Here is a 16,314-nt window from a genome sequence, read left to right as displayed (position 1 = left end):
CAGATAGCACAGTGGGGAGGAGCGGCGCAGATGCACCGTATTCTTTTTATCGTTTTCCTGATCGTTGTATGCAATGTTCCTGCACAGGCGCAGAATGCCTCTTTTCATGCAGGTTTTCTCCGCATGACGGTTTCATACGAACAACCCTTCCCCATGGCTGTCTGGTACCCCACGCATGCAACCGAAAAACCGTGGAAAGCCGGCCACTACCGGATCGAAGCGACCCCCAACGCGCCGATGGCAGCGGGGCCGTTCCCGGTATTGCTGTTCTCACATGGTAGCGGCGGCAGCGAATTCGGGCATCATGACTGGGCTGAGTTTTTAGCACGGCACGGCTTCATTGTCGTTGCGCCACGCCATCTCGGCGACAGCTTTGATCAACCCGAAGGACGCGGCAGTGACATCCAATTAATCGGGCGGCTATGGCAGGTGAAAAAGGCGCTTGACGCTGTTCTTGCCGATCATCGCTTTGCGACCGCTATCGATGCTGGACGTATAGGGATGATCGGCTTTTCGGCCGGTGGTTACACTACGCTGGCGTCAATTGGCGCCAAGCCAAACTTTGATTTATGGGAAGCGCATTGCAAAACGCATCCGGACGACAGCGAATTCTGCCCGATGCTGCTAGCATCGCTATTCTCGTCACGCCCACTTATCACGCGTCCCGGCTGGAAGATGCCGCACGAAACCCGGATTAAGGCGGCGGTCGTCATGGCTCCGGCAGCCATTTTATATGATGCAGCCAGCCTTTCCGGTATTACTGTGCCGCTGCGTGTCTACCGTGCTGCCGATGACCATCGGGTCCGAAATGCATGGAATGCAGATATGGTTATTGCAGGCTTGCCGGTTTCTCCCGAACAAATGACAGTCCCCGGAGACCATTACGTCTTTTTGGCGCCGCCATCCGGCTCCCCCACACCTAAGATGCAAGCGTTGTTCGAGGACAAGCCTGGTGTGGATCGGGTGGCGATTCATAAGCAGATTGCAAAAGAACTGGTGGATTATTTCAACCGTAGGCTTTGAAAGAAATCAGTTCGTTAGCACAGGAGGCATACTATATATGAATGCACCAAGGCTCTTTTTCGTTTCTCAACTGACTACCCCTGATATTATAGAAGATGTTGATCTTGCCATTCGCGAAGGATTTCAAGGTATAGAGATATCGCTCGACTGGAAACAAAATTGTGATTTTACATCCAGCCAGATCGAAACGTTGGCGAAGAAAAAACGTCATGAACAGATCGATTATATCCTTCATATAGGTATGGGAAATATTGATTACCAGGAGTTACTCAGCGTTTGTAAACAGAACGACTATTGGGGTCCGTTTACGCTTGAGGTCATAGGCAAAGAGAACATTTTGAAATGCAGAGACACTTTTTATAGCGTTTGGCAGAGTGAATAATCTTACATGATCATCTAAAAAGAATCGAAAATAACAAGTTGGGTGAAAAAATTGAAAGACGAAAATACATTTAACAGTAGAGCGTTAGGATTTAGCATAACCAAACCTTCTGATTGGATTTTTTTACCAAGCCAGTGGGCATGGGCATTAAAGACGCGTCAAAGATACGAATTTGAAGAAGATGACATTAAAAAATTAATGGAGAATGCGAATGTTCCTTTTGTATATTGCCATTACGATCACCAAAGTGAGGATTACGTTTTCCCAACAGTCCAAGCTTGTTGCAGACCGATAACAGAGCCAAGTCAGGAAAATCGAAAAGATCTGATTGATGCTATGGTTTCACATGTCCATCAAATGGATCAGCAAGCTAAGATCGAGGAAATAAATGAAAACGCGATTCTTTCCGGTCATTCAGGAATACGGATTAGGTGTATATTTAGCCTATTTAGAAAGCAGAATGATGGAAATTTAAAAGAACTTAAATGTGTTAACAAAAGCTACATCATCTTCGCGCACCAATTGGCCTACACAATCGGATTCGCTCATCCATTAGAAGGACCGTATCAGAAGTTAGCGGCTTTGCTTGAAATCGAAAGGTCTATTCGTATTGAGTAATATGGAGTCCTCATATGAAAAAAAGCATTTATCTGTTATCTCTTGCGATTCTTTTATTCAGCATGTTTGGGACAGCGTCTTGTTCTTCTCTACCTAAATCTTCCATCGATCATCCTTTTGGATTGTTTTATGAGCGCCGTTTGTCCCAATTTAGCGAGTTGCCTGTTTCATCGGATGCCGTTGTTTTTCTCGGAAACAGCTTGACGGATGAAGGCAGATGGTCTGAAATATTTCCGGAACTGAAAATATTCAATCGCGGGGTGTCGGCAGACAGGACTGAACATGTTCTTGCCAGACTCGATCAAATTACAAAGGGACATCCCAAGATGATCTTTATTATGATTGGAACCAATGATTTGAAATTTGGCATCAGCCCGGAAAAGATCATCTCAAATTACCGCGAGATTCTTCAGTCAATACAGAAACAATCCCCAAACACCAAGGTTTTTGTGCAAAGTCTGCTCCCCAGAAAAGCCAGTTTTCAAAAACACATCGAGAAAATCAATCATGATCTGTTGCTTTTAAGCAAACACTATGGCTGCACCTATATTGATTTGTATCCAGCATTCCTTGATAAAAACGGCGCTATAAAAAAGGAATATTCAAATGATTCCCTTCACCTGTTGGGAGCTGGCTATCTTAAATGGAAAGAATTACTCGATCCGTATATTCTGGACCGCCGCAATAACTAATCGATGCCAATCATCACGCGCCGCCAGCCTTGTCTTTGGCCCAAGCCTGAATTCGCTTTGCCTCATGCGCTGAGATACCAAGCTGACGCAAAAAGTTGTAGTGGGCCTTAGGTGCCAGCTGCTCGAATTGAGCATGCCACCGGACCATGGCAGCCTCGTCCATTCCGGCGGCCTCCAGCATCCCCACCCACATTTTCTTGTCCACTACCGGCTCAAAACGTTCTGTGGTCATCTTTTTCAGCATTGCGGTAATGATGCGCTGCTGATTTTTCAACCCCAGAATCTGCTCACCGATCTCCTGTAAACGCCGTTCAAGAATTTTGACACCGGGAGCGTTGTCACTGGCCAACAACGCCTGCACATCCGCCAGCGAAAGGCCGGCATCGCGGAACAAGCAGATTTGCGCCAGCCGCGCGTGATCGGTTTGCGTATAGATGCGGTAACCGGCGGCCGATCTGCGGGATGCCTTCAACAGGCCAATACGGTCGTAATAAAGCAGGGCACTGCGGGACAACCCAAATTCACGGGCCAGTTGCGAAATTGTATAAGTCGGCATGATTAGCTGTTGTTACCGGTGGCCGACACGCGGCCACCGGTTGTAAAGTGATCATTGCAGTTATGAAAAAATGACTTTTGCCTGGCGATCTTTTGATAAACTCGTAAAAATTGCCAGACTCGTCAGGCCGGACTTGATCCGGCATCCAGAACATATTGAGGACACTGGATTCCGGCCTACGCCGGAATGACGCCAAGTTGGAAATGTCAACTTCTCACGGAACCATCATCTTTTGTTTAACGAGGGCCTACCTGCTCCGACGCCTGATATCGGTAATCTCGTCGGCCGGGATTCCCAGCCACTGCAAGAAGGCCTCGTGCGCTTCCGGATGGCGCTTTTCGAAAACGCAATGCCAATTCATCATATTTTCTTCGGTCAATCCGATTTCTCGAAACATATCGACCCACTCATTTTTGCTGACGTTTTTTGACATGGTCATCTTCCTTTATAATTAAGATTTTGGGTTGCACCATGGCCATGGCAACACCTTCTATAAACTGTGAACCAATAATCGGGTCAACATAAAAAATAAATCAACATTGCAATAAAAGGCAAATTTTCCTTTAATGATGAAGTACGATTTAACCTTTTCGTTTCAAGGAGTTACATGAAAACTTTACTACAATGTGGAACAATCCTTTTGTGTATAGTCGGTTTGAACGTGAGCGCGGCGGCCAAAGAGATCACAGTCGTTGCCATGAATTCGTTTCAGCCCTTTGTCTTTTCAGATGCGAATGGCGAACCGACAGGGATTGCCATCAGTGTGGTCACCACGTTGCTGGAACAAGCCGATATTAAAGCCGGCCCCATCACGCTCTATCCATTAAGACGCATGATGACGTTGGTCTCAAAAGAACCGAACACATTGGGTTTTGCCCTATTTCGAAACCCTAAGCGGGAACATTTGTACAAATGGATTGGTCACCTTGCCGGTCAAATCGGTGTTGATACGGCTCAAGTCCCGCTCTGACATCACGATTAATACGCTTGAAGACGCCAAACATTACTTGATTGGAGTCATAGATGGTAACAATTTACATACATTCCTGAAGGCAGCCGGATTTGAAGACTTGGATCCCGTCTCCACCAACGACCTGAACTACAAAAAATTATTGGCAGGCCGGATTGACCTGTTCCTTGCCCGAGAGCCAAGTGTACTGACAGAATTTAGACAGTTAGGGTACTCTCTGGACAATATTATCGTGGCACTTCAAGTCCGGGGTGATGGCACTGCCTGGCTGGTCGCCAATCTTCAAACGCCTGAAGACGTGATTGCCAAATTGAAAACGGCTTACGAAAAGATAAAAAACGAACAGTTGATTGAGAAAATAACCAAAAAATATTATTAACGGCCGTGGGCAACGCCTTATTGATTTAAAGATAGAAAGATGGATGGGGATACGGTAAGTGTTTTATCGCACGTTGGCAGATATGGTCCTGGTCGTCCATGTTGGCTTTGTCATCTTTGCACTCTTTGGTGCATTTGGCGCACTCAAATGGCGATGCTTGATCGGCTTTCACGTTCCAATCGCCCTTTGGTCTATGGCGGTGATGCTTACGGGCGGATTAGATCCACTGAATCCCCTTGAACACTGGTTGCGCCTTAACGCCGGTGTCGCTGTTGAAAAAATGGGGTTTATCGAGCAATATCTGACGCCGTTATTTTTTCCGACGCCGCTCAACCGGCGTTTTCAGATCATCTTGGGCGTCATTATTCTTACCGTAAACGCTGCAATCTATGCGTGGATCTACTGGCGCGCGCCCAAAACCAAGAAGCCCCGTTAGATGCTGAAAGGAATATGGCACCGATGAAAAACACCATAGACATCTCACCAAGTCATCAAAGACTCTTTCAAGACAGCGCGGGTCGCTGCGTCCTTCTTCACAAGGCCGGAATTGCCGTTTCATTCTGGCTGGATAGTGATAACACCGTTCATGTGGTGGAAAAAATCGAGGGTATCGATTTTAAAGAAACTGGCACCCAGCTGAAACGGGAAGGCTGGAAATGCATCGGACCAGGGATGGCGTATGCCTGGCTGATAGAAGAGAATACAATGGCATGCGAAACGGTTGCCCCTAAAAAAAAAGGCTGATCGAAAATTATTCCATGCAAAGGCGATAACCTGATACCAGGCCGGCACGGCCGCAGCGGGATGAGCGTGCACGTGGGGATGCGTTGCAGAAGATGGTGATGAAAAAAGCAATCGTCATCGTCCTGTGCGCTTGTGTTCTCATACCTGGGTATGCGTTTTCGGAAACCATTACCCTTGCTTCAGATTGCTGGCGGCCCTATATCTGTGGCAATGGACCGGATAAGCACGGTATTTCTATCGACATCACCAAAATGATCTTTGAAGAGGCCGGGTATCAGGTCCAATTTAGTGACATGCCCTGGAAAAGAGCCGTTTCCCTGACAAGAAAGGGGAATTATTCGGCAATCGTCTGCGCGGCGAAAAATGATGCCCTGGATTTCATCTTTCCGGAAGTGCACGTGGTTTTGAGAAGAACCTGTTTCTACACCCATGAAAAAAGTCAATGGATCTATGATGGCCTGGGGTCTTTGATGGATGTCAGCCTTGGTATCGTGGCCGGCTATCATTACTTTGATGCGCTTGACAACTATATCGAAAAACAAAAAGATACGGGGAAAATACAAATCGCCCATGGTAAAAATGCGATGGTGCAGAACGTATTGAAACTGAAAGCAGAAAGAATACACGCGTATCCGGCAGATCCTTATGTGCTGCAATATACCATGTTCCAACTTCAGCTGTCGGGGATCAGGAAAGCCGGATGCGCACCCGGTGACACCAAACTCTATATCGCATTTTCTCCGGCGCTGCCGCAGTCAACCCAATATGCGGCCATATTCTCAGAGGGAATGAGACAACTGATTGCTTCCGGACGAATAATAGAAATCTATGCCAAGTACGGCATCGACTATTGAAGAAACCCCAATGTAGCATAAAAAAGATTGGGGGAAAGTCTGGCAGCCTAAGGCAAAATCTCGTCCAGCACCCTTCCCCTTGAGGTAAAGGAGATCCCCTGCTGGGTCTTGGTACTGATCATCACCGATTCGATGAGAGGCTCGGTAACCGGTTGGTCCGACTGCCAGACCACGATGAATTTGGCGCCGGAGCCACCGCTTTTATCCGATTCAGGCACGACATAGCGCTGGGTCGCCATGGCCCCCAGTACCAGCGGTTTTTCCAGGTAATGGGTCAGTAACTTGCCTTGGGAGTCATAATAGTCCACAGCCGTGATGGTAATCGAATGCTCGCGGTCCGTGTTGCGAAGGCTAAGCGTTGCCGCCAGATAAACCGGCTGTTCACGATTGCCGCTGTAAATATGCGAATAGATCGGCACATAGAGGGTCTGCCCTCTGTAAAGCCGCATTTTTGCCACAACCGGTTGAATCATACAACTCATGAGTATCGTCACCGCAGCCAACAGGGTGACGATAACCTTCCCAAAGCGATTGTTGACCATCTTCGGTATCCTCCATTGTCAAGAAATTAAGCCAATGTTCGGGCAAGCGCCCTCTTCTGTTTGTATCAACATCTTACAGGCAAATCAAAAATGAATTGCCAATTACCGTATTTTTAATGCATCGATGTGCCTGCCCTTCCCCTTTGCCTTTGATTCATGGTAAAAAATCTTATCGGGTTTCAATGCAATGCACCAGTCGGGCGTTGTGGATAGACAACACCTTTTTTATGCAACAGACTGAAACGTATTTAAAAATCCTTCGCGTCTGCCAACCGTTACGTTGCGGCAAGACAAAAGGAAAAAGGCCTTTTCATGTGGCTTACCGTTAAAATACTTGCTTTGTTGTGGTCGATCAACTTCGCGCCGCCCTCATTATCCATCCTGCTTAAAGAGCGGTGCCAGACGCCGGTCGATCTGGGACACCGCATGAAAGACGGTCAGCCGCTATTTGGCCCCCATAAAACCATTCGCGGGGTGGTGGCCGGGATATTGGCAGGCGGGTTGATCGGATGGGTGTTAGGATTTCCGGTGGTCATTGGTCTGGGTTGCGGAGCCCTGAGCATGATCGGCGATCTGACGTCCAGCCTGATTAAGCGCCGTCTTGGCAAAGCCAGCGGCACGGTTGTCGCCGGACTGGATCAACTGCCCGAAGGCGCTTTTCCGTTTTTTCTGTTGGTCCCCCATGCAAATCTGGGTCTGGTCAACTCGGTTGCACTCGTATTGCTGTTTTGTCTGGGCGCTTACGCAGGGTCGTTTTTTTTCAAGTGGATATTTGTGACCCATGCCATCAAACGGTATAAACGCAAACTTCGCCCGCGCCAACGATTGCGCGAATGGCGGGCCTGCGATACCGCTTACCACCCCTTGCATCGTTTTTTCAATTTTGAACGCGCCATTTATTATCATCTTATCATGCGGGGCGCCTTTCACGTATTGGGACTGTATGAACGGGGCCGGCGAAACGCCCTGAACATCAGGTTGAATCAGGTAACTCTGGAATTCGAGGATTTACCCACCGCGTTTGATGGCTACACCATCTTGCTGCTCACCGATCTGCATCTGGACGGGCTGGCCGGCCTGTATGAGCGAATCCATGCCCTGGTGGCCCCCTTGCATGTTGATTTGTGTCTGTTCGGCGGTGATTATCGTACCGAGCTGTCCGGCCCGTATAACAAAGTGCTGCTCCGGTTGCGCCGATTGCTTCGCACCATCGACGCCCGAGACGGTGTTTATGCTGTTCTGGGCAATCACGACTGTATCGAAATGGTCCATTTGCTGGAAAAAAGAGGCATGCGGTTTCTGATCAATGAAGCGGTGGCCCTGACACGCGGCAAGGACCACCTGTGGCTGGTGGGCATTGACGACCCCCACTATTACGAAGCGCACGATTTCGCAGAAGCCTTTGCCGAGGTCCCCTCACGCGTGTTCAGCATCCTGCTTGCCCATTCTCCGGAAGTCTACGACCAAGCCGCATCCTATGGTGCAAGACTGTATTTATGTGGCCACACCCACGCCGGTCAGATCCAACTTCCCAAAATCGGTCCCCTGTTTACCCATTGCCGTGCTCCGCGCAAGTTCTGCCAGAACCATTGGCAATTCGGCCGCATGCAGGGCTACACCAGTGCCGGTGCGGGTGTATCGGGCGTTCCCGTACGATTTGGCGTTTCTGGTGAAGTGGCCTTGATTCAGCTGAAAAAGGTCAACGCTACACAAATTCAATCAAATTAATATCAAAGACCAACGTTTCACCTGCCAATGGATGATTGGAGTCAATGGTAACCGCCTGATCCGAAAGATGCGTCACGGTCGCCTTGACTTCCCGTCCCTTTTCGTCCTTGATCTGTATGCTGCTGCCAACCTTAAGGTCTTCGTCCTGCTCTGGGATCATGTGCAGCGGAAGCTCGGAAACCAGCTCGGGCTGCCTTGCCCCCATGGCATCTTCCGGTGGGATATGAACCGTGCGCTGCTCGCCTTCTGTCATTCCGACAAGACTTGTCTCAAAACAACGAATCAGCTTTCCCTCACCAATGGTCAATTCCATGGGATCTTCTCCGACCGTGGTAGCGAATCTATTTCCGTTTTCAAGGCAACCGGTAAAATGGAAACGTACAATATCACCTTTCTGGGCTTTTCGCATCTATGCTCCTTTTGCGGTTATGAGTAAACGTCAATCGGTCTAACCCTATAAAGATAATGGCGAATCGACAATGGGGTGTAGACAGTATTTACAATACCATGGCAAAATGTGTAAAGTTTAGGATTTATGAAAACAATACTTCTGTGCAGTGATATGGATCGAACCGTGATTCCCAATGGTGAGGCTGAGGAATCACCGCAAGCCCGACAACGCTTTACCCGGCTGGCGTCTCATCCAGATGTCAACCTGGTCTATGTCACCGGTCGGGACCGGCGGCTGGTCAAAACGGCGATTGACCAGTACGCTTTACCGACCCCAGTGGCGGCGATCTGTGATGTGGGGGCGACCCTATATCATATCCACGAGGGCATATGGAAACCGAATCCCGCCTGGGAAACGGAAATCGGCAGGCAGTGGAAGGGATATGCGCATGACGACATTACCCGCCTGCTGGCCGATGTTAAGCCTGAGAAATTTTATCTTCAGCCGCCGGAAAAACAAAATCGATTCAAAATCAGCTATTTTGCCGACATCTCCCTCGACATGGGCCGCCTTCGGGAAGAGGTCGCCGGCGTGCTCGACCAAAAAGGGATCCCGGCCAATATCATCTGCAGCGTCGATACGGCCGAGAATCTGCTATTGATCGACATTCTCCCGCCCCGCGCCAATAAACTGCTGGCAATCCAATTTCTCATAAAGCAGCAGGAATTGGATGAGAACCGGGTCGTATTTTCCGGAGACAGCGGCAATGATCTGGACGTGTTGACCAGCGGCATGCAGGCCATCCTGGTGGCCAATGCCGCCGATGATGTTCGCCAAACCGCTGCCGCACAGCTCGCCCAAAAGGGGCAATCGGAACGTCTCTATCTCGCCAAAGGTGATTTTAAGGGTATGAACGGCAACTACGCTGCCGGCGTACTGGAAGGGATGGCCCACTTTTTTCAGGAAACCGCATCCTGGTTCTGATTCTAACCGTTTATTGTGAGTATCGGATAAAGGCTGTGGTTTACCGCCCCACAGACCGTATTTTGCACAATAATAGTCATTCTTCCGATAAAATCATGGTGCGCCATGATCATCTTCCCTGAGGGCGCAGGTAAAAAATAATTACTCCACCTTGCTTGTCCTTGTGCCCGTCTACGGCGTTCCATCCACCGGCACAGATTCCAAATATGCACCGGCGGATGCGCCTTGTAGACGAGGCGCAAATCCGGCACAATCTGGTGTAATTATTTTTTACCTGCACCCTGACAGCAACTCCAAATTACTGTCTGCACCCCATTGTCAAATAAGGACTCGAACGATTAGTTTGTAAATTAGGCAGCACCATGAAACCGCATGATCAAAAATGGCTGGTTTTAGGATAAGGTAAGCAACAGATGGAGAAACGAACACCATGCGGAGCAACCATGTTCAACCGACAGAAAATACTTCTCGTTGATCCTTCGGCAATCTTTCGACGCACCCTGAAAGAGGTGATCGAGACCAACGAAACGTTCGTTGAAGTCTTAGAAGCCGAAAGCAGCGATCAGGCCGAATCGATGATGGCCAGAAAAACGCCGGATGTCGTGTTCATGGATATCGCCCTTCCACAAAACGATGGGATCCCGTTTATTGCCTCCATCAGGCGCATCGCGCCAAAAGCCAGGATTGTCATCTTAACCAGCCATGATTCCGAGGAACATGAAGACGCTTCCTTGGCGCAGGGCGCTGATTTTTTCCTCTCCAAAGAGCGATCGAGCGGCCTGCGATTGATAGACGTCATCCACGAAACGATCCGCCGTCAACACAGTGCTTGAAATAGAATACCACCATTTGACATTCATGGAGGCTATAATTTGGGGAAGAAGGGCAACCCGAAAATTTACATGCGATTACCCTGATCATCCCCCCACCTTGATTTGCCATTTCCCTAAAGCATGAATATAGTGTTGGCGTAAGACTTTCCCTCACTGTTGGCGTTTTTGTTAGCCGATCATCTAATTTAATGCGTGGAGAAACAGATCCTTGGGAAAAAAACATCGTGTATTTATTGTCGAAGATCATCGGCTGTTTCGTGAAGGCTTGAAGTCCATGCTTGACAGCCGCGGTGATATCGACATTGTCGGCGAGGCTGAAGACGGGCTGGAGGCGATCCGGCTGATCCGCAACATAAAGCCGGAGCTGGTGCTCTTGGACCTGTCGATGCCCAAAATGGGCGGAATCTCGGTAATGAAGGAAGTCAAGCGGGAGCTGCCCGATACCCGAATCCTGGCACTGACCATTCATGAATCGGATCAATTCGTGCTGGAAGCATTCGAAGCCGGAACCGATGGGTATTGCATCAAGGACGCCAGTCGCGCGGAACTGATGAACGCCGTGGACTGTGTACTGCAGGGCAAACCCTATATCAGTCCGGACATCTCCGATCAGGTGATTCAGGGGTATATCAGTGGAAAAAAGACCCTGAAAAAAGAAAGTAACTGGGATACGGTCACCCAACGTGAACGCGAGGTTCTGAAACTGCTCGCCGAAGGGTATACCAACAAGGAAATCGGTGATTTTCTGCATATCAGTGCAAAAACAGTGGAAAAACATCGCGCCAACCTGATCAGCAAGCTCGACTTGCACAATGTAGCCCAGTTGACAACGTTTGCCATTGAAAAAGGACTGGTTGAGCCGAAAACATGACTCCCGTGATTGAAAACAGCCAGATCGAGGATCTCGAAATCCTCGATTTCAGTTTTGAAGCCCCTTATTTCCAGGCGCTATACAACGCACCGGTACCGGTCACCATCGCCTGTGAGGATGGCCGGCTGCTGCTGGTCAACCGCGCCTTTCAAGAGGCGACCGGATATACACTGGAGATGATTCCCACCCTTGACGACTGGGCTGACCTCCAGGAAACGTCGTCGAATGATATGAACAAGCGTTTCGCTGACTATTTTGCGCTTGAAAAGACGCTCACGCCGGTTCAGGTAACGGTCAAAACCAGAAATGGCAATTCACTGGTTTGGGAAATCTTCAATGCCCCGTTGGGGAAAACAGTCGACGGCCGGCGCATGATTATCAGCATCGCCTCGGATATTACCGGTAAAATTGTTTACCAGCAGCATCTTGAAGCCGAAGTATGCAAGCGCACCGAAGCACTCAATCGCACCATCCACGCCCTGCAAAATGAAGTTGAGGAACGCAAGCGCATCAGTGAAGCCCTGACCCTGTCCCGCGAGCGCCTGAAAAAGTTATCCTTGCGGACCCTGACCATTCTGGAAGCCGATCGGCGATCGATTTCAAAGGAGTTGCACGACAGCCTGGGAGCCAGTCTGGCCGCCATTAAGTTCAGCCTTGAAGACAAGGAAATCAAACGGTCACAAAAAGGGGGGCAACTGGACGACTCACTGGAACAGGAGATCGCTTACCTGCTGTCCACCATCAAGGAAACCAAGCGTATTTCGGCCAACCTGCGGCCCACCACCCTGGATGACTTGGGGTTGATGGCCACGATTAATTGGTATTTACGTCAGCTTAAACGCGTGTACCAGGATATCACCGTTGATTATACGACGGCCATCACCGAAGAAGATGTTCCCGAAGAAATGAAAATCATCATCTACCGCATCATCCAGGAAGGCCTGACCAACGCGCAAAAGCACAGTGAAGCAAGCGTCGTTCGCCTGCATATGGCGTTCACCGACAACAAAGGATCCATTTCTCTTTTTATTGAAGATAATGGCAGAGGATTCAACGTTGAGGAAACGCTTTCCCTGAAAGATCCCTTAAGCGGATATGGCCTGATCGCCATGCGCGAGCGCTGTGAGATTTTCGGCGGTTCGTTTCATATTGAATCCGAGATCGGCACGGGAACCAAAATCAGGGCGACCCTGCCCATTCTTGTCGAATCCCCGCATGATGGATAACCCAAACCGAGAAAGCAGACCGTTTGCGATTACGAGCACCGCATAGCTTAAGCACGAGTACGACGGACATTGACGTTTTTCGTGCTCGTGCTCGTACGCGTAATCGTAATCGATCATCATTTTTTACTATCGATCGATGATATTCCCGCTGAACACCTCCAAAATTAAAATTGCTGGAGATTTACCAATCGAGCCTCACGCTTCACTTAGGCATTAACAAGTCAGGCCAAAAGCGGCCTGAGCATGTAGATGATGTCACTCTCTCTTGAAGGATAAGGAGACATGACATTCTGATTGTACAAATCGTTGACAGCAATCCGGTTTTTCATGGCCAGGGCAAACGTGTTGACCAATCCGGTGGCATTGTCCGAGATAATGTGGGCGCCAAGCACCTGGCCCTTCAAATCCACAAGGACCTTATAGGCTGCTGAACGCAACCCCAATCGGCGATAGGTTGGCCAGCTTAGCCGGCTGGCGGCACTTTTCCTGTATTTCACGCCTTCATCTTTGAGCGCCTGTTCGGTCTTCCCCACCATACCATACTGGGGATAGGTGAACAGCACAGCAGGTACCGCGGAATAATCCATGGCGGCGGCCTGATCCGTGCTGTTTTGCCGGCTGAGAATGTTGTTCGCTGCCACCTGTGCTTCGGCATCCGCCACACGGGCCAACTGAATGGTGTCGGCGCAGTCACCGATGGCGTACACCGTTGAATTGGTCGTCAGCATATGCGGATCGACGTTGATTCCCCTGCCGGAATGCTCGATCCCGGCCCGGTCCAGATCAAGGGCGTCGATATCAGGCACCCGGCCGGCGCCATGGACCACCAGATCCGCTTCAAACGAATTACCGTTTTGGGTGCTGACCATAAATCCCTTGTCTGTCTTTTGGATACCGGTAATGCTAACCTCACAGTGAATATCGATCCCTTCATCGGCAGAGGCGTCCGACAAAAGGCCAACCATTTGTGCATCAAACGGTCCAAGGGGACGCGGACCGGCCTCGAGGATGGTGCAGTGGGTATCCGGCAGCCCCAGGCGCACGGCAAAGTGAGCGAATTCGAAGGAGATGAACCCACCGCCGATGAAAATGATCCGTTTTGGCAGATCATCCAGTTCCAGAAAGGCGCTGCTGTCGATCGCATGCTCAATGCCATGGATAGGCAGCGTCATGGGCGTTGCGCCAGTGGCCAGGATGATAAACCGGGCGGAAAGCGTTTGCTGGTCAACGGCAATGGTCTGTTGATCCACGAACCGTCCCCGTCCCTTTATCAAATCAATGCCGGCTTCTTTCAGTCCGGCAACGGTGCCACCCGGCACGTTGTCGGTGAACCGGTTCTTGGCATCGCGCAACTGGGGCCAGCTGGCAACCGCCGGAGAGACGATGCCGATTTTTTCCAGGTGCCGGGAGCGGGCAACCGTCTCAGCCCCCTCGTAGAACCACTTTTTGGCCTGGCAACCGCTTAAGGCGCAGGTTCCTCCCGGACGATCGCTATGTTCCACCATTGCCACGGTCAAGCCCTTTTCGTTCAATGCATAGGCCGCCGTCTGCCCGGCCGTGCCCGTTCCGATTACCAAAACATCGTACGTCTTAGCCATGGTTTCCTCCCTTGCTAGTGCCGCATCCCGATCCCTATCTTCTGGTCACATAGTGAACGATAATCACCACCACAAAAAGAATGAGAATAAAATAGAAAAACAGATTCAGTGATATATTGGTGATCTGACGAAAGTCTTTTTCTCGTTGCACCTTTTCGAGCAGTTCGATGGTCTGTTTACGACCATAGGGCCCGGATGACCTGGTAAAGGCGAGCAAAAACAGGATCACCAGCAGGCCGGCAATGATGAAGGGCAGCAAAAACAATCCACCGACATCCGGTCCCACCGGACTGATCCATACCCCTCCGGCCCATGTGGCCAATAACACCAGCAGGAACAACCAGAAAAACGCTATCTTGTAGCCGCTTCGCCTTAACAGATATACGGATAATGTACTGGCCATCACCGCAAACAGGACAGAAGCGAAAAATTCATAAACAAGCATTGGCTCCCCTTTTTTATGGTGGATACGCACGTTATGCTTAAAGCAGAGTATAGCGCATTATCCGCCGTCTTTTCCATGGGGGCAATACTGTATTCAGGGTTAGTGTCACTCGTCGCTTTTTCGGCTCGGCAAGTGACGCTTATCGAAAATAAACGGTTTGATATCCAGAATCGGTGTGCCGTCGATCATGTCCATGCTCCGAACGTGGAGTACATTGTCATGACGGGCCAGCACCGTCAGAACCGACATTCCAATGGGATTGGGTCGCCTGGGTGAACAGATGCTGAACACACCCAGCGACTGCCCCTTGTGCGGTGGTGTTTGCTTTAGCAGATGGGAGGAAAAAGGAGCACTCTTGTGGAAATGAAAAAGCACCACGATCTGCTGTCCGGCACTGATATCCGAAAGCCCGTCGGTATATCGGGGGTCTATGACCAGGGTCCCCTCAACATCTGAAACCGTCCAGTGACGGGGAATGGTTGCCGCATCCGTATGTGCCGTTCCAATGGGGTCGAGGTTGACCGGCATCGTTTATGACCTTTCCAAAAATAATTATACCATCAATAAACGTGCCCTATTTTTTTCATGTATTTTTTTTCCAGTCAAGGTTTTCGTACGGGCACCCCGGGTAACCGCATTTGCACCCTTACCCAAGTCGCTATCGAAATCGAAAAAAAAAGCAGGGGAACGTTCCCTGCGCTTTAACCGTTCTTGTGTTTAATGAGTGAATCTTGCACGAGTCGGAGGATTTCATCTGCAAGAGATTCAAGCCTCCGACTCGCCCGAAGGGTGAAAATCGATCACAAAAACAGCTTCCACGGGTATTATCTGTCAGGTCACATAGCTCAACATTTACAACGTCCATCCACGCTTCAGTCAGCGCCACAGCTTCAGCTTCAGCTTCAGTATCAGTATGATTTTCATGCAAGATTAAGATTATATCACCTTACTTCTTGTGCTTTCGCACCAGTGAAGCAAAGATAAAAAGGCTCGATCCCAGGAGAAGCATCTGAATCGCTTCAGCAATGGATTGTGAGTCAACAATCCTAAGCTCTACAAAACCGGCAGAAGCAGTGGTCGCGGTAAGTGCAATCGCTATAATCAAAATCATCAGAATTGACTGTTTGAACATTTTTCCCATCCTTTATCTCATCTATTAAGCGTTTTTAACTTAGCAAAATAAGCCCATCATTCATTCACGCCCCTTGAGAAGAGCAAATGCAGTGCCAACAGAAAAAAAGGTAACATCATTTCTGAATTCTTTTTTTTACATTTTTTTTCGGATAGTTATAAATTTTTAACAGGGAAAAAAGAGTTATAGGAGGGGATATTTTTTCTACATGACACGCTTGCTTCCTAATCAATGGATAGTTATGAATTTTTTTTCCTATCCTATTCATCGTTTCTTTTTGGCCGGCTGCATGCGGATAGGCATGTACGGCCCTGGACAGCCGTGCCGCGGTTCTGCTATGAAGCGC

22 protein-coding genes are annotated in these 16,314 nt (G+C 49.3%); 14 read left to right on the top strand and 8 right to left on the bottom strand.

All coding sequences use genetic code 11. From position 1 onward, the window contains the following. Positions 1-30: 30 nt before the first annotated feature. Genes Dvar_RS08935 through Dvar_RS08920 form a run of 4 tightly spaced genes read left to right on the top strand, consistent with a single transcriptional unit; the run spans position 31 to position 2,715 of the window. Positions 31-1,023, top strand: a complete 993-nt coding sequence (locus Dvar_RS08935) for an alpha/beta hydrolase family protein (protein ID WP_419661336.1) — start codon at positions 31-33, stop codon at positions 1,021-1,023. A gap of 37 nt (positions 1,024-1,060) precedes the next feature. Beyond that, entirely contained in the window at positions 1,061-1,405 is a 345-nt protein-coding gene (locus tag Dvar_RS08930) for a hypothetical protein (protein ID WP_419661335.1), read from the top strand. 51 nt (positions 1,406-1,456) lie between these two features. Then, positions 1,457-2,023: a hypothetical protein gene (locus Dvar_RS08925; RefSeq protein WP_419661334.1), complete on the top strand. Its 567-nt coding sequence runs from the start codon at positions 1,457-1,459 to the stop codon at positions 2,021-2,023. Positions 2,024-2,037: 14 nt separating this feature from the next. After that, positions 2,038-2,715 carry a GDSL-type esterase/lipase family protein gene (locus Dvar_RS08920; RefSeq protein ID WP_419661333.1) on the top strand — a complete coding sequence of 226 codons (678 nt, stop codon included), beginning with the start codon at positions 2,038-2,040 and terminating at the stop codon, positions 2,713-2,715. 13 nt (positions 2,716-2,728) lie between these two features. On the opposite strand, the gene Dvar_RS08915 is transcribed toward Dvar_RS08920, so the two are convergent. Continuing rightward, complete coding sequence (locus tag Dvar_RS08915) at positions 2,729-3,271, bottom strand: MerR family transcriptional regulator (RefSeq protein ID WP_419661332.1); 543 nt, start codon at positions 3,269-3,271, stop codon at positions 2,729-2,731. Positions 3,272-3,518: 247 nt separating this feature from the next. Next, positions 3,519-3,704 (bottom strand): hypothetical protein, encoded by a 186-nt coding sequence (locus tag Dvar_RS08910; RefSeq protein WP_419661331.1) that lies wholly within the window; start codon positions 3,702-3,704, stop codon positions 3,519-3,521. Positions 3,705-3,878: 174 nt separating this feature from the next. On the opposite strand from Dvar_RS08910, the gene Dvar_RS08905 reads away from it, so the two are divergent. The 5 genes from Dvar_RS08905 to Dvar_RS08885 all read left to right on the top strand — a co-directional run bounded on the left by Dvar_RS08905 (position 3,879) and on the right by Dvar_RS08885 (position 6,218). Beyond that, on the top strand, positions 3,879-4,241 hold the full coding sequence (locus tag Dvar_RS08905; protein ID WP_419661330.1) for a hypothetical protein: 363 nt from the start codon (positions 3,879-3,881) through the stop codon (positions 4,239-4,241). Further along, positions 4,198-4,620 (top strand): hypothetical protein, encoded by a 423-nt coding sequence (locus Dvar_RS08900; protein ID WP_419661329.1) that lies wholly within the window; start codon positions 4,198-4,200, stop codon positions 4,618-4,620. The genes Dvar_RS08905 and Dvar_RS08900 overlap by 44 nt, the downstream gene beginning before the upstream one ends. Positions 4,621-4,678: 58 nt before the next feature. Then, positions 4,679-5,056, top strand: coding sequence for a DUF2784 domain-containing protein (locus tag Dvar_RS08895; protein ID WP_419661328.1), 378 nt, complete (start codon positions 4,679-4,681; stop codon positions 5,054-5,056). A gap of 23 nt (positions 5,057-5,079) precedes the next feature. Continuing rightward, positions 5,080-5,364, top strand: a complete 285-nt coding sequence (locus tag Dvar_RS08890; protein WP_419661327.1) for a hypothetical protein — start codon at positions 5,080-5,082, stop codon at positions 5,362-5,364. A gap of 98 nt (positions 5,365-5,462) precedes the next feature. Next, entirely contained in the window at positions 5,463-6,218 is a 756-nt protein-coding gene (locus Dvar_RS08885) for a substrate-binding periplasmic protein (RefSeq protein ID WP_419661326.1), read from the top strand. 47 nt (positions 6,219-6,265) lie between these two features. On the opposite strand, the gene Dvar_RS08880 is transcribed toward Dvar_RS08885, so the two are convergent. Then, entirely contained in the window at positions 6,266-6,760 is a 495-nt protein-coding gene (locus Dvar_RS08880) for a DUF3124 domain-containing protein (protein ID WP_419661325.1), read from the bottom strand. A 312-nt stretch (positions 6,761-7,072) separates the two neighbouring features. Between Dvar_RS08880 and Dvar_RS08875 the strand changes: the two genes are divergently transcribed. Next, complete coding sequence (locus Dvar_RS08875) at positions 7,073-8,488, top strand: CDP-archaeol synthase (RefSeq protein ID WP_419661324.1); 1,416 nt, start codon at positions 7,073-7,075, stop codon at positions 8,486-8,488. Here Dvar_RS08875 and Dvar_RS08870 read toward each other — a convergent pair. Continuing rightward, positions 8,466-8,897 (bottom strand): FKBP-type peptidyl-prolyl cis-trans isomerase, encoded by a 432-nt coding sequence (locus Dvar_RS08870; RefSeq protein WP_419661323.1) that lies wholly within the window; start codon positions 8,895-8,897, stop codon positions 8,466-8,468. The genes Dvar_RS08875 and Dvar_RS08870 overlap by 23 nt on opposite strands. A 126-nt stretch (positions 8,898-9,023) precedes the next feature. Here Dvar_RS08870 and Dvar_RS08865 point away from each other — a divergent pair, with 126 nt between their 5' ends. The 4 genes from Dvar_RS08865 (at position 9,024) to Dvar_RS08850 (ending at position 12,793) form a co-directional block, all read left to right on the top strand. Beyond that, complete coding sequence (locus tag Dvar_RS08865; RefSeq protein WP_419661322.1) at positions 9,024-9,863, top strand: HAD-IIB family hydrolase; 840 nt, start codon at positions 9,024-9,026, stop codon at positions 9,861-9,863. Between the two features lie 443 nt (positions 9,864-10,306). Then, a complete protein-coding gene (locus Dvar_RS08860; RefSeq protein WP_419661321.1) occupies positions 10,307-10,696 on the top strand; it encodes a response regulator transcription factor in 390 nt (129 codons plus the stop codon). A gap of 208 nt (positions 10,697-10,904) precedes the next feature. Continuing rightward, a complete protein-coding gene (locus tag Dvar_RS08855) occupies positions 10,905-11,567 on the top strand; it encodes a response regulator (protein ID WP_419661320.1) in 663 nt (220 codons plus the stop codon). Further along, positions 11,564-12,793 carry an ATP-binding protein gene (locus Dvar_RS08850; RefSeq protein WP_419661319.1) on the top strand — a complete coding sequence of 410 codons (1,230 nt, stop codon included), beginning with the start codon at positions 11,564-11,566 and terminating at the stop codon, positions 12,791-12,793. The genes Dvar_RS08855 and Dvar_RS08850 overlap by 4 nt, the downstream gene beginning before the upstream one ends. Before the next feature lie 221 nt (positions 12,794-13,014). Here the strand turns inward: Dvar_RS08850 and Dvar_RS08845 are convergent, their stop codons facing one another. From Dvar_RS08845 to Dvar_RS08830, 4 genes are all read right to left on the bottom strand, one after another. Continuing rightward, on the bottom strand, positions 13,015-14,391 hold the full coding sequence (locus Dvar_RS08845) for a dihydrolipoyl dehydrogenase family protein (RefSeq protein ID WP_419661318.1): 1,377 nt from the start codon (positions 14,389-14,391) through the stop codon (positions 13,015-13,017). A gap of 34 nt (positions 14,392-14,425) precedes the next feature. After that, positions 14,426-14,836, bottom strand: coding sequence for a hypothetical protein (locus tag Dvar_RS08840; protein WP_419661317.1), 411 nt, complete (start codon positions 14,834-14,836; stop codon positions 14,426-14,428). 105 nt (positions 14,837-14,941) lie between these two features. After that, positions 14,942-15,364, bottom strand: a complete 423-nt coding sequence (gene tsaA / locus Dvar_RS08835; RefSeq protein ID WP_419661316.1) for a tRNA (N6-threonylcarbamoyladenosine(37)-N6)-methyltransferase TrmO — start codon at positions 15,362-15,364, stop codon at positions 14,942-14,944. Positions 15,365-15,782: 418 nt separating this feature from the next. Continuing rightward, positions 15,783-15,977 carry a hypothetical protein gene (locus tag Dvar_RS08830; protein ID WP_419661315.1) on the bottom strand — a complete coding sequence of 65 codons (195 nt, stop codon included), beginning with the start codon at positions 15,975-15,977 and terminating at the stop codon, positions 15,783-15,785. Positions 15,978-16,314: the final 337 nt, after the last annotated feature.

Source organism: Desulfosarcina variabilis str. Montpellier, from assembly GCF_048565275.1.
Classification (GTDB): Bacteria; Desulfobacterota; Desulfobacteria; order Desulfobacterales; family Desulfosarcinaceae; genus Desulfosarcina; species Desulfosarcina variabilis.
Note: the sequence above shows the minus strand (reverse complement) of the source record. Positions and strands in the feature narration are given on the sequence as shown.

Coding starts and splice junctions, on each gene's coding strand:
- Dvar_RS08840 (WP_419661317.1), bottom strand. CDS start 14,836: ATGCTTGTTTATGAATTTTTCGCTTCTGTCCTGTTTGCGGTGATGGCC.
- Dvar_RS08935 (WP_419661336.1), top strand. CDS start 31: ATGCACCGTATTCTTTTTATCGTTTTCCTGATCGTTGTATGCAATGTT.
- Dvar_RS08875 (WP_419661324.1), top strand. CDS start 7,073: ATGTGGCTTACCGTTAAAATACTTGCTTTGTTGTGGTCGATCAACTTC.
- Dvar_RS08880 (WP_419661325.1), bottom strand. CDS start 6,760: ATGGTCAACAATCGCTTTGGGAAGGTTATCGTCACCCTGTTGGCTGCG.
- Dvar_RS08890 (WP_419661327.1), top strand. CDS start 5,080: ATGAAAAACACCATAGACATCTCACCAAGTCATCAAAGACTCTTTCAA.
- Dvar_RS08910 (WP_419661331.1), bottom strand. CDS start 3,704: ATGTCAAAAAACGTCAGCAAAAATGAGTGGGTCGATATGTTTCGAGAA.
- tsaA (WP_419661316.1), bottom strand. CDS start 15,364: ATGCCGGTCAACCTCGACCCCATTGGAACGGCACATACGGATGCGGCA.
- Dvar_RS08870 (WP_419661323.1), bottom strand. CDS start 8,897: ATGCGAAAAGCCCAGAAAGGTGATATTGTACGTTTCCATTTTACCGGT.
- Dvar_RS08845 (WP_419661318.1), bottom strand. CDS start 14,391: ATGGCTAAGACGTACGATGTTTTGGTAATCGGAACGGGCACGGCCGGG.
- Dvar_RS08885 (WP_419661326.1), top strand. CDS start 5,463: ATGAAAAAAGCAATCGTCATCGTCCTGTGCGCTTGTGTTCTCATACCT.
- Dvar_RS08915 (WP_419661332.1), bottom strand. CDS start 3,271: ATGCCGACTTATACAATTTCGCAACTGGCCCGTGAATTTGGGTTGTCC.
- Dvar_RS08920 (WP_419661333.1), top strand. CDS start 2,038: ATGAAAAAAAGCATTTATCTGTTATCTCTTGCGATTCTTTTATTCAGC.
- Dvar_RS08905 (WP_419661330.1), top strand. CDS start 3,879: ATGAAAACTTTACTACAATGTGGAACAATCCTTTTGTGTATAGTCGGT.
- Dvar_RS08850 (WP_419661319.1), top strand. CDS start 11,564: ATGACTCCCGTGATTGAAAACAGCCAGATCGAGGATCTCGAAATCCTC.
- Dvar_RS08830 (WP_419661315.1), bottom strand. CDS start 15,977: ATGGGAAAAATGTTCAAACAGTCAATTCTGATGATTTTGATTATAGCG.
- Dvar_RS08930 (WP_419661335.1), top strand. CDS start 1,061: ATGAATGCACCAAGGCTCTTTTTCGTTTCTCAACTGACTACCCCTGAT.
- Dvar_RS08865 (WP_419661322.1), top strand. CDS start 9,024: ATGAAAACAATACTTCTGTGCAGTGATATGGATCGAACCGTGATTCCC.
- Dvar_RS08860 (WP_419661321.1), top strand. CDS start 10,307: ATGTTCAACCGACAGAAAATACTTCTCGTTGATCCTTCGGCAATCTTT.